Here is a 12,847-nt window from a genome sequence, read left to right as displayed (position 1 = left end):
GCCGCGTTAAGCGGTTTTTTTATGCCTGTTTATCACCTTCTATCAATTCGCTTTATTAAATAATTTATTTTGAGCTAAAAAAAAGCGGCTAATAGCCGCTTTTTAAACGTGTATTACAATTATAGCTTTTCAAAATAAAGTGGTTTTCGCTGCTTTTTACCCACTTCGTTCATTGTGCTTGCATCAAATAAGCGCCCATTGATCATGGTGTAATCGACTTTATCTGAATCGCGAATATTTTTCAGCGGATCGCCATCAATAACAATTAAATCGGCAAGCTTACCTACTTCTAGCGAGCCTATATTTTTATCAAGCCCCAAGTATTTAGCAGGGTCAAGCGTAGAGGCTCTAATTGCTTCAAGTGAACTCATACCGCCTTGAGCAAACATCCACATTTCCCAATGTGCACCTAAGCCCTCGCGTTGTCCGTGAGCACCTAAATTTACCAGTACACCTAAATCTTGCAGCTCTTTAGCAACACGGGCGTTATTAAAGTGGTTATAGTGATGATCGGGCGCTTTTACTCGGCGCATAGCACGTGGCAACAGCTGATTTTTAGGCACAAACTTACTTAAACGCGGGTGATTCCACACATCCGTTTTATCGTACCAGTAATTTTCTCCCCAAATTCCGCCATAGGCGACAACAAGCGTTGGGGTATAACCAACATCACTTTGCGACCATAATTGTTTTATATCATCGTAAATATGCTCAACCGGAATTGAGTGTTCAATCCCCGTATGTCCATCAACAACCATACTTAAGTTATGTTGTAGCAGTGAGCCGCCCTCTGGCACAACCATCATCTCAAGCTCACGCCCTGCTTCAATAACTTGTTGGCGCTGCTCACGGCGTGGCTGGTTGTACGATTTAACACTAAACGCCCCAACCTTTTTAAGACGCTCTAAATGAAATTTAGCATCATCTAGCGAATCAATATGCGAGGTGTAACCAGGCATATTTGCTCCATATAAAATGGTGCCGGTAGAAAAAATACGTGGCCCGACAATCATGCCGGCTTTTTGCATTTCACTGGCGGTAAATATTTCAGAGGTATCGTTTGATGGATCATGAATTGTTGTGACACCTAATGCTAAACCAGCATAGTTTTTCCAGTTTTGCTGAGGAATAATTTCATCGCTGGCTTGTGAGCCATGTGCATGCGCATCAACAATCCCAGGCATAATTGTTTTACCTGCTACATCGATAATTTCAGCCCCTTTGGGGATCGTTACCTCATCAGCACTACCAATCGCTTTTATGCGTTTACCGTCTGTGATGATGACACCATTTTCAATGACTTGCTCACCCTTCATGGTAATAATGTTGGCGCCCTTTAGCGCAATCATGCCCTTTGGTGCAGCCATTTTTTTACTAAAGCTAATATTCTCACCGCTTTTTACTTTAAAATCGGCATCATCGGCTTTATCAATAGCAAACATACCATCAAGGCTTGCATGGTATAGCTCGGGCCCTAAGCTCCAGTAGAGAGTGTTACTTTGAGCACTCCAACTTATATTTTCACCCGCACGCACAGATAACTGCTCAATAGGAAACTGGTTATCTTTAGGGCTTATTGTGATAGGTGAGCCGCTTTCTACCAGCGGGGTAACAAATACTTTAAAGCGCTCAGCAAACGCTAAGTATTTACCATCAGGTGAGACTCGAAATTCAGTCGCATGCTCTGATTCGTAAAGTTTACGAACGTTTTTAGTTTCAAGCTCCACAACACTTAAGGTAGGCTTAGGCCAAGGGCTCATGATAAATACACGGTCATTGGCGCTACCAAACTGAGGTTGATAACCACTTTTAGAAATAAGCTCGCTCTCTCCCCCTTTTGCGCTTACTTTATAAATACCTGGGTTAAGTGACCACTTAGGATTTAAAATACTTCCGCCGGTGGCTTTACGATAAACGATTGTTTTGCCGTCAGGACTAAAAGTAGGCTCAACGTATTTACCCGGCTCACGGGTTATCGCCTCGCCGCGCCCGTTTCGAGCAGAGACAACGCGCACAGTACCTTGCTTAGTATCACTCCACGTGGTGTAAACAATCTTTTTACCATCGCGGGAGTACTGCGGGAACAGCTCATAATGATTAGTTTGTTTGGTTAAGCGCTTAATTTTACCAGAGTCTAAATCGCGTTTATAAATATAACCTAATGCTTCAAAAATCGCAGTTTCACCATCGGGACTAACCTGCACGTTGCGCAACATTTTTACATCAAACTCATCGGTATCTAAATTTTGAGTAAAGCGTACCGCGGTTTGTATTTTTTTACTGGTGTTTACTTTAAAGGGAACACGCGCAACAGCTTTATCATCAACAGCAATTTTATGTATTGAACCGGAAGCCCAAAACACCAGTTCTTCGTTATCTGGGGTCCACGCAATGGTCGGATACACACCATGAATAGCCCAGGTTTCTTGCATATCGCGTTCAAGCTTGCCATAAAGCTTGGTGTGCTCGCCACTGGTTAGGTCGTATAAGTACAAGCTTGTTTGAAAGTCATCACGTCTTATATAGGCAAGCTTTTTACCATCAGGTGAAGGTGTGGGTCTTATTGCACCGCCCATGCCTTGTATTATGGTTTCTATTTCGCCTGTTTCTCTATCGTAGCGCTTAATTTTATAAATACCGGCAACAGAATCTTTAGAGTAGTGAAAAGTTTTACCTGGCGTCGCATCATGAGAAAAATAAACATAGCGCCCATCTGGTGAGAACATTGGCTCACCTAAGTCTTTTTGGTCGTTCTCACGTTTAGTAAGCTGAACACCTTTACCACCCGCTTTGTGGTAAAGCCACACTTCTCCAGCCCCGAGTGAGCGACTAGCGGTAAAGTGTTTGCGTGCGACAAGGTAGTCGCCATCAGGGCTCCATGCGGGGCTGTTTAAAAGTCTAAAGGTTTCGTCAGTCACAGCGTGTTGATTGCTACCATCAACATCCATAACCCAAATATTATCACCACCGCCTTGATCTGAGGTAAACGCAATGTGTTTCCCATCGGGGCTAAAGCGAGGCTGCATTTGCCAAGCAATATCTGAGGTGAGTTTAGTTGCTTCACCTCCGCTTATAGGCATAGTGTAAATGTCGCCAAGTAAGTCAAACACTAGCGTGTTGCCATCAGGACTAACATCAATGTTCATCCATGTGCCTTGCTCTGTGCTAATGGTTGCATCTACAAACTCACCTTTTGGTGAGTCTACCTGCCACTTTTCTTGCTCTTCGTTTGCGTGCAGCTGACCTATTGCAAGGGCGACTGATAAAGCCAGTGCAGTGTGAAGCATTTTTTTCATGCATTTCTCGCTTGTTATTATTGCAGTTAAACTCTCTAACACGATTGCAACAAAAACAACGCTAACTTGCCAGCGTTATCAGACCAAGTACCAAAAATTAATGCCAAACTATGGGGTCAAATTGGTAGTAATCCACCAGCATTCTATAAATTTCAGGGTCGTGCTGCCTAAGCTGCGCCGGCTTTTCTAAAAAGGTCTCTGTGAGTACTGCAAAAAACTCAGCTTCATTGGTTGCCCCATAACTATGAATAACGTGAGGCATGTTATAAGCAACATGACTTTTTAACTGCACAAAGGCACGGCTAAACACTCGGGCCCACTCTTTATAAGCATTGGGGTTTTTTAATAATGGAGTGCCAGTGGTTTTTCCGGTTTCTTGGTCTAACTGGTGGGCAAATTCATGAAACACTAAATTATGGCCATCGCTTGGTAAACGGTTGCCTTCAAGTACATCGTGCCAACTTAGCACTAACGTGCCACCAGGCCACGACTCACCTAAGCGTACCGCGTTGTGGTAACTAACCAGCCCAGCACTATCTCGTGTAGATTGCGGCGCATAATACGCACTGGGGTAGAGTAAAATTTCTTTCACGTTTTTATAAAGTGGCCACGGTTTATTAAGCACTAACACACAGGCATCGGCAGCAACTATCAGCTTCATGGCGGGGGTTAGCTTTAGTCCGTCTCGTCCTAAAAAGCGCTTTTCATTTAAAAACCATATTATGTGGCGCTCAAGCTTGGCTCTGTCGTTATCCGTCATCTTTTTATAGATAGGCATGCAACGAAGGAGTATTTCTTTTTGTTGAGAGTTTAAAACCGCGTTTTTATATTTTTTATTCCAAAGCCAGTTTTGTAGTGCCTGCCAGCGCCAATAAATTACAACAAAAATAGCCAAAGCAAAAATGAGTAGCCCGTTTATCATGGGGACATCCAAAATAAGTTAGTCTCTTATTAATATGTGCGCATGCACTCATTTTCAATCAGATAATTTCTGTGCAATTTCGTCCGCTATTTTTAGCTTTGTATAATGCTTGATCTGCCCGCGATAAAAGGCGGTCGTAATCACCGACGTTGGTTGAGTCAGACAAGCCAAAACTGGCTGTTACACTTAACCCCTCACCAATGGCCGAAAAGTCATGCTGTGCAATGCTCTCGCGCAGTGCTTCGCATATGATTTTTGCTTCGCCGGCGGTTTTATCTGCAAAAACAATTGTAAACTCTTCACCGCCCCAGCGTGCTATATGCTGGTTTTCTTGGCAGCCATTTTTAAGCAGCTCTGCAATAGTACAAATCACTTTGTCGCCAATAATATGCGACCAGTTATCGTTAATCCGCTTAAAGTGATCAATATCCAGTATAGCTATGGCTAGCGGCCGGTTTTGCTGTTTGTAAGTGGCAAAGTTATGGGCAAGCCAGCTATCAAAAGCACGCCTGTTAGGCATGTCGGTAAGTTGGTCGTGCGTTGCTTGGTACGCAAACGCATTGGCTTGCGTTTGTAGGTCTTGGGTTTGTTTTTCTACGCGATTAGTCAACTCTATTTCTATTTTTTTGTAGTGATATAAACGGTATTTGTATATAGCAAAAATAACCATTAAAAATAATACAAATACTGCAAACTTAAATTGCGGTTTTTGCCAAAAAAATGACTGAATTACAATATTTACAGCTTGCTGATTATCTTGCCACTGTGCGTTAGGGTAACTTGCTCGTACCATAAAGGTATATTCCCCAGGCGGTAAGTTAGTGTACTCAGCACCGGTCATATGTTGGCGATTAACCCATTTATCGTTAAAACCCTTTAATTGGGTTTGAAAATTTAATCGCTGCGGCATAATAAAGCTCAGCCCTGCATAATGAAACGATAAACGCGATACCCCAGGTGGCAAAAATACCGACTCTCCTTTAAGCGGAAGCGCAATAGGCTTACCATCTACAAAAATATTTTCAATAATGGTCGGCAGCGCAATTTGCGTTGATGCTTGTAAGCGCGCTGGTTTTACGGTACTCACCCCCTTTGCGGTTGCAAACCAAATACTCCCATCGTTGTGCGTTACAGCCGAAGGGGTTGAACCTCCATTAGCCTGTGCACTTAACATACCATCGCCTTCATCATACAGTTGATAGTTAAGCACGGGTGCTTTAGCGCTCGCGGGAGCGTCGAGGATTTGCTGTATATGATTTTTATCGATTTGAATAATTCCGCGGTTGCTCGAGAGCCAAAATGAGCCATTGTGCGGCACCACTTGAAATAGTTTATCGATAGGTAAACCTTGCTCTAAGCCAAGCATGGCCATTTTTCCGCTTGTTAGCTCATAGCGTACTAAGCCTCTATCTGTGGCCATCCAGGTATAGGTATCATCAATATAAAACCCAAACGCATATTGCGCAGAAAACTCACGAGGGAATTCAACCGTTGTAAATTGCTCACTAACAATATCAAATACCACCACCCCATTGCCGGTACCTACCCAAATATTGCCTGCGTTATCTTCACTGAGTGCAAGTACAAACCCACTTGGTAAGTCTTTTTTATTTGTAAATTGATTTAAGCTGCCATCTTCATTGATGCGCGTCAGCCCCATAGCAGAGCCTATCCACAAACGGTTTTTAGAATCAAATAATAAAGCCCTTACTTCGTTACTTCCAAGGCCAGTGCTACGATTAATAAACGGCGTAAAGGTATTATTAACTATTTTTAAAACACCTGAGGTATACGTACCTGCCCACACACTACCGTCGGGTGCTTCGTGTAAACTGAGCACAGAATAAGGACTGCTTTGTTTAGAGCCTGAAACCAAGGTAGCGCGATTATTTTTTATTATATTTAAGCCAGAGCTTCCCCCCACCCATAAACTGCCATCGGAGTGAGAAAGCACTGTGCGGGTATAATCCCCCGCTAAACCTCTTTTTTGGGTCCACGATGAAAACGGCGACTCACGCAGGCGAAACAACCCGGCGTTAGTGCCAATCCAAATACTGTTTTCTCTATCTTGTAACAAAGATAAAATACGATTGGCGGGTAATCCGTTATTGGCATCTAACTGCTCTACGCCATCAGGCGATAACCTAAACACCCCTTTATTAATTGTGCCAAACCATAAGTCTCCATGGTTATCCTCTAGTAAGCTAGAAATAGATTCATTGCTAAGCTTTTCATGTATCGGCTGAAACTGCGCATTGGTTTTGATCCACGCGCCTTTTTCGCTTCCCACAATAAGCGAGCCACCACGGGTAATTAATAAGTTATAGACAGGTGCATTTGGTAAACCAAAGTGTGGCGTCATTAAGGTCGGTATTTTGTTGTGTATTTTATAAAGGCCTGCACTGGTTGCTGCCCAAATAACCCCATCGTGATCTTCTATAACGCGATAAGCACTCACATTTTTAATAATCGCAAGGTCGGTATCGCTGTTATGTTCACGATAAAACACGCCGTCGTTTTCAAGAGCTAACCATAGGCTTTGATCAGCACTTTCAATTAAATGATTAACCATGGTTGATGCTGATCGCTTGGTATCCCACTGCCTATGTTGATATAAGCTAATTCCTCCGCGCGACCCCGCTATGTATAACCCACCACTATTTGTGGGAGTGAGTGCCCTTAAACCCGAGTCGGGTAAGTTATTAATATGAGCACGGGTTAATATTGTAAACTCTTGGCCATTAAAACGTGCCAAACCTTCCCATGTAGCAACCCATAAGTAGCCATCTTGGGTTTGCGTAACGCTATTAATACTGTTGTGGGGCAATCCAGAGCGGGTATTCCATGTTTCAGAAAAATAATCACTTAACGGTAAACGGGTTTGTTCTTGGGCTTCACATAAAAACATGACGAAAAAAGAACATAAAATGCTTAATTGTCTCATCATCAACTGCCTTAGTTATTCTTTTACTTGTGTGTAAGCGTTTTATCGTTATTTAAAAGGAGTAGGAAAGAATTTACTTGGCACTGAGCACACCAAAATTGTGCGCTCCAACAAAGCGTTAAAATCCCTATACGCATTGGGTGAATACACTAGGGTTTATTTAAGCGCTAAAAGCGCGTTAATTAAAACTAAACAATAGCGTAAACAACTAATAATACGTGCTAAAAAGCACCTTAAATAAGTCGCTAAAACTTAATGTCGTAAACGTATCAGCTAATCGTTACAAATTAACTTATATCGCCTATCTAACTAAAAATACTACCATAGCAAATAAATACATTGCATTAACTAAATTCAATTAACATTTACAAAAGTCGTCGATATTGTTTTGTAATACGTGTATAAACGCTGCGACGTGTAAACCGTCCATTAGCGAATGATGCACATCAATCGAAAACGGCATTAGGCCCGTGGTTTTATCGTATTGGCCAAACACAAATTTAGGAATACCTAAGCTTTTTCCTTCACTAAAGGCATGCGAAAAACTACTAAAATTAAGCCAAGGTAAAACCGATATATGTATCAAATCGGCCTGCCCTTCGGTTTGATTAAACGCCTGAGAAAATAACGGTTGAGATTTAGCATTGGCGCTTATCGCAGTGGCGTGCTGAGCAAATTCTTCAAGCCAAGGCGAATAATTAAAGTAACTAAATATAAACGAATCATCGCTAGCAAGCTCGACCACACTGGCTCTTACTTGCTTTAATCGCCATGGACGGTCATTAATAATTCTTAGCATAATCGGGTTATAAGCGTGGCAAGCTTTTAATGTGGCATGCACATATGCTTGAAAAAAAGACAGTTTATTTTGTTTACAATATTCAAATAAAGGCTTGGCGTTAAGTGTTACGCACACATTAAAATATGGCTGGGTAAAGTTTTTAAATAATTCAAAGTGTTGTTGGCGAGGCCATGTATCAAGGTCGATGGGCTCCATTAAGGCGTTTATATCAGTCATAATATCCATAAGCTTGTCGTTAACGATTAGGCCGGATTGCCATAAGGGTCTTGGCCACAAAAATTACCACGCCACAGAGTATAAACAAAAAAGGCGTACCACTGTACGCCTTAGTTTAAATAAACGGGTAAATTTACAGGCCGTTTTGAATTATCTCTTGCGCTAACTCATCGGCAATCAAGTGCGTTGATTTTTGCTCTTTTTCACTACGGGTGAATATTTCGGTTAAGGTATCAAAAATACCTTCAACATGTTTATTAGACGCCGCCTCACTGTAGCCTTGTGGCGCAGTTTCGTAATACACATTAATAATGCCACCAGCGTTAATAACGTAATCGGGTGCATACAAAATACCTTTTGCACGAAGTACTTCACCGTGACGAGACTGCGCTAGCTGATTATTAGCACACCCAGCAATAATGGTTGCCTTAATACGTGCAATGGTTTCATCATTAATGGTGGCACCTAATGCACAAGGTGCGTATACATCAACATCAAGGTCGTAAATTTCATCAATACCCACCGCCGTAGCGCCAAAGTCATTTACTACCCGCTCTACAGCATCTTGATTGATATCTGTTACAAATAATTTTGCACCAGCTTGAGCTAAATGCTTACATAAACCATAGGCGACTGCACCTAAACCTTGTACAGCCACTTTAATGCCCGCAAAATCTTGATGCCCACGTTGGTGCTGTAATGCCGCTTTAATTCCTAAAAACGTACCGTAAGCTGTAAAAGGTGACGGGTTACCGCTTTTCCCTTCCAAGCCCAACACATAATTCGTTTCTTTATTCATTAATGCAACGTCATCACATGTAATGTTTACATCTTCGGCAGAATAGTAACGGCCATTCAATCGCTCTAATTGACGACCAAAAGCTCGAAATAACTGCTCTGATTTAATCTCTTTTGCATTGCCAATAATAACTGATTTACCACCACCAAACGGTAGGCGAGCAACCGCATTTTTATAGGTCATCCCTTTTGAGAGACGTAAAACATCGTAAACGGCATCTTCATCGTTGGCATAGTCCCACATTCTACAACCACCAACAGCAGGGCCAAGGTTAGTATTATGTACGGCAATAATTGCTTTTAAACCTGACGCTTCGTCAGAACAAAAAACCACTTGTTCGTGGTTATCAAATTCAGCTTGATTAAACACAGCCACTGTAATTACTCCAAAATAGTTTACCCGTGAGAGGGATGAGCGCTGGAAATTGACGAAACTTTACCACTTCATTTTTAAGGGTGCCACATAATGAGAAGTTAAACCCGTAAAAAGCAAGCCTTGTGAATTAATAAATCTAAATAACAATAAAATATGGATATAAAATTCAACAAAAGGCATATAAATTAAGTTTAAAGCTAACAACACCGTTAAAAAGCGCCCCCACATTTACGTAAACGTAAAGGTAATGCTAAGTGTAAACCTTGTATTACACAGCTCCCCTCCCAGCAAAGGCGCACAGTGTATAGGTTTATGAAGAAAAAAGCAGATTTACCACAACTGGTCTGAGGTGTTTATTTGAAGGGTAATTTGCGCTTTTTTAATATTTCATAAAACAAATACAAAAAAAGCGAGCCTAAGCTCGCTTTGTAATTAGATTACATAAACCTTTATTTAAGCTTGCCGTCTAGCTCTTCAATTTTAGCTTTCCAAATTGCAGGGCCTTGCGTGTGTGCGTTAGCACCTTCGCTGTCTACAGCAACCGTAACTGGCATATCTTCTACTTCAAATTCGTAGATTGCTTCCATACCTAAATCTTCAAAGGCAACCACGCGTGCTTTTTTAATTGCTTTAGATACTAAGTATGCCGCACCACCTACAGCCATTAAATAAACCGATTTATGCTCTTTAATCGACTCAACTGTAGCAGGACCACGCTCAGCTTTACCTATCATGCCTACAATGCCGGTTTTTTCTAGCATCATATCGGTAAATTTATCCATACGTGTTGCGGTAGTAGGGCCTGCAGGGCCTACAGCTTCATCACCTACAGCATCAACTGGGCCAACGTAATAAATAAACTTATTATCAAAATCAACGCCCTCAGGTAAACCTTCACCTGAATTGATCATATCTTGTAAGCGTTTATGAGCAGCATCACGGCCTGTTAAAATAGTGCCTGAGAGTAAAACAGTTTCTCCCATTTTCCACTCGCGGGTGTCTTCTTTAGTTAACGTATCTAAATTAACACGGCGAGTTCCTTCACCTACTTCAAATGTCACTTCTGGCCAGTCTTCTAGCTTAGGCGCTTTTAAATCTGCAGGGCCTGAGCCGTCTAGTGTAAAGTGTACGTGGCGCGTAGCTGCACAGTTAGGGATCATCACAACAGGTTTTGATGCTGCATGCGTAGGCGCTGTTTTTACTTTAATATCAACAACCGTTGTTAAACCACCTAAACCTTGCGCGCCAATACCTAGTTTGTTAGCACGTTCAAAAATTTCTAAACGCAGTTTTTCTTCCGTTGTTTCTGCACCGCGCTCCATTAATTCATGAATATCAACCGGGTCCATTAACGACTCTTTTGCCATTACCGCTGCTTTTTCGGCGGTTCCGCCAATACCTATACCTAGCATGCCTGGCGGGCACCAACCAGCGCCCATTGTCGGTAGCGTTTTTTCTACCCATGCAGCTACATCGTCAGATGGGTTTAGCATAACCATTTTACTTTTGTTCTCTGAGCCGCCGCCTTTCGCTGCAACCATTACTTCTACTTCGCCGCCCGCCACTAAATCGATGTGTACAACTGAAGGGGTATTATCTTTAGTGTTTTTACGTGTGCCAGCAGGGTCAGCTACAATAGAAGCGCGTAGTGGGTTATCTGGATTTAAATATGCGCGACGTGTGCCTTCATCAACCATTTGTTGTACGGTTAAATCTGTTTTATCCCACTTAACATCCATCCCTACTTTTACAAAACAGGTAATAATACCCGTGTCTTGACACAATGGACGCTTGCCTTCAGCCGACATACGCGAGTTAATTAAAATTTGCGCGATTGCATCTTTTGCAGCCTTGCTTTGTTCTTTGTTGTAGGCTTTTTCTAGCGCTTGAACAAAATCAAGGGGGTGATAAAAAGAGATATATTGCAACGCATCTTCAATGCTATCAATAAAGTCTTGCTGACGGATTGTACTCATAGTGGTTCCTTAAGTTAGCGTTACGCTTAAGCGTAATCTATACCAAACCGGTGACGGTGGTTTGCACTGTTTTAATTACAACGTAGATTTGATACTAAACGCTGCCAAAAAAATTTGACTTATGATACCCTCCCAGCCCGTTTCGAGCCAGTTCTTAAAGGGGCAGTAAATGCTAAACAATGAAAAAAATTGTGTAAAATTAGCCATAACACAAAACTGCATTGATGTTTTCGCGCATTTTGCGCATTTACCCTATGCCGTATTACTAGACTCAGCCAATAGCGAGCACATAAATAGTCGCTTTGATATTATTGCGATAGAGCCTCACGCTATTTTAGAAGTAAACAACAATCAAAGCGTATTTAATCAGCAGCTTGACTCGCGTAGCCCCTTTACAATAATGAACGATGAACTAAGTAAACTTAGCGCGCAAAAAGCCGCTAATAACCTGCCTTTTAATGGCGGCTGGCTTGGTTATTTTGGTTACGATTTAGGGCGTATTATTGAGTACATGCCACGCACGGCAAAACACGATATAACGTTGCCACAAATGGCCATTGGCCTTTATTTAGATGCGCTGATATTTGATAAACACCAGCAAAGCTGGTTTTACGTTTCCCAACCTGAGGTGAACCGTTTAGCGCTTTACCAGCAATATTTAGCAACCGATGTAGCGCCTGCACAGTTTTCGCTCACCAGCGATTGGCACTCAAATATGAGTGAACATGAATACGCTGACAAATTTGCGCAAATACAAGATTATTTAAAAAGTGGTGATTGCTATCAAATCAACCTAGCACAGCGCTTTAGTGCCGGTTTTAAAGGCGACCCTTTCCAAGCCTACAAAGTATTGCGTGAGGCTAATAAAGCGCCATTTTCTAGCTTTATTAACCACCCACGTGGCGCCATTTTATCAATATCGCCAGAGCGCTTTATTGCAATTCACGACAATATAGTTGAAACAAAACCTATCAAGGGCACTTTGCCACGCATGGCCGACGCAATCGCCGACCAACAGCAAGCCAGAGCCCTTGAAAACTCATCCAAAGACCGCGCAGAAAATGTAATGATTGTTGATTTACTGCGTAACGATTTAGGTAAGGTTGCAAAACCTGGCTCTGTAAAGGTGCCCTCACTTTTTGCTATTGAGAGCTTTCCGGCAGTGCATCACTTAGTGAGTACCGTAACGGCAGAACTGGATGAGAGCAAAACGTGTGTTGATCAACTTGAAGCAGCATTCCCTGGAGGGTCAATCACTGGCGCGCCTAAAATTAGAGCTATGGAGATAATTGAAGAGCTAGAGCCTCATAGGCGTAGTATTTACTGTGGCTCTATAGGGTATTTAAGCGCCTGCGGTAATATGGACACCAGTATTACAATCCGTACATTGGTTTGTCATAACGAACACATTTATTGCTGGGCCGGCGGTGGTATTGTCGCTGATTCTAAAGTCGAATTGGAATACCAAGAAACATACGATAAAGTGAATAAAATACTTCCTTTATTAAAACAGTAGA

General features: G+C 42.1%; 7 protein-coding genes. 1 reads left to right on the top strand and 6 read right to left on the bottom strand.

Annotated features, from left to right (window positions below):
* Positions 1–119: 119 nt before the first annotated feature.
* The 6 genes from SJY38_RS04885 to SJY38_RS04860 form a co-directional block, all read right to left on the bottom strand.
* The gene (locus tag SJY38_RS04885; protein ID WP_377109355.1) at positions 120–3,296 is read right to left on the bottom strand and encodes an amidohydrolase family protein; all 3,177 of its coding nucleotides are present in this window, start codon (positions 3,294–3,296) and stop codon (positions 120–122) included.
* Between the two features lie 97 nt (positions 3,297–3,393).
* A complete protein-coding gene (locus SJY38_RS04880) occupies positions 3,394–4,218 on the bottom strand; it encodes a M90 family metallopeptidase (protein WP_054983089.1) in 825 nt (274 codons plus the stop codon).
* Between the two features lie 58 nt (positions 4,219–4,276).
* Complete coding sequence (locus tag SJY38_RS04875; RefSeq protein ID WP_377109354.1) at positions 4,277–7,165, bottom strand: two-component regulator propeller domain-containing protein; 2,889 nt, start codon at positions 7,163–7,165, stop codon at positions 4,277–4,279.
* Positions 7,166–7,520: 355 nt separating this feature from the next.
* Positions 7,521–8,159, bottom strand: a complete 639-nt coding sequence (locus SJY38_RS04870; protein ID WP_377110197.1) for a CatA-like O-acetyltransferase — start codon at positions 8,157–8,159, stop codon at positions 7,521–7,523.
* A gap of 154 nt (positions 8,160–8,313) precedes the next feature.
* Entirely contained in the window at positions 8,314–9,354 is a 1,041-nt protein-coding gene (locus SJY38_RS04865; RefSeq protein WP_377109353.1) for a Glu/Leu/Phe/Val dehydrogenase, read from the bottom strand.
* Between the two features lie 449 nt (positions 9,355–9,803).
* A complete protein-coding gene (locus SJY38_RS04860) occupies positions 9,804–11,330 on the bottom strand; it encodes a fumarate hydratase (RefSeq protein WP_004589406.1) in 1,527 nt (508 codons plus the stop codon).
* 169 nt (positions 11,331–11,499) lie between these two features.
* Between SJY38_RS04860 and pabB the strand changes: the two genes are divergently transcribed.
* Complete coding sequence (pabB, locus tag SJY38_RS04855) at positions 11,500–12,846, top strand: aminodeoxychorismate synthase component I (RefSeq protein ID WP_377109352.1); 1,347 nt, start codon at positions 11,500–11,502, stop codon at positions 12,844–12,846.
* Position 12,847 lies beyond the last annotated feature (1 nt).

The organism is Pseudoalteromonas sp. R86517, assembly GCF_042466295.1.
GTDB classification, from domain to species: domain Bacteria; phylum Pseudomonadota; class Gammaproteobacteria; order Enterobacterales; family Alteromonadaceae; genus Pseudoalteromonas; species Pseudoalteromonas atlantica.
This window is presented reverse-complemented; position numbering and strand designations above follow the sequence as displayed.

Bases quoted from the DNA above. Each gene is read 5' to 3' on its own strand.
- SJY38_RS04885 (WP_377109355.1), bottom strand. From the start codon at position 3,296: ATGAAAAAAATGCTTCACACTGCACTGGCTTTATCAGTCGCCCTTGCA.
- SJY38_RS04880 (WP_054983089.1), bottom strand. From the start codon at position 4,218: ATGATAAACGGGCTACTCATTTTTGCTTTGGCTATTTTTGTTGTAATT.
- SJY38_RS04875 (WP_377109354.1), bottom strand. From the start codon at position 7,165: ATGATGAGACAATTAAGCATTTTATGTTCTTTTTTCGTCATGTTTTTA.
- SJY38_RS04870 (WP_377110197.1), bottom strand. From the start codon at position 8,159: ATGGAGCCCATCGACCTTGATACATGGCCTCGCCAACAACACTTTGAA.
- SJY38_RS04860 (WP_004589406.1), bottom strand. From the start codon at position 11,330: ATGAGTACAATCCGTCAGCAAGACTTTATTGATAGCATTGAAGATGCG.
- pabB (WP_377109352.1), top strand. From the start codon at position 11,500: ATGCTAAACAATGAAAAAAATTGTGTAAAATTAGCCATAACACAAAAC.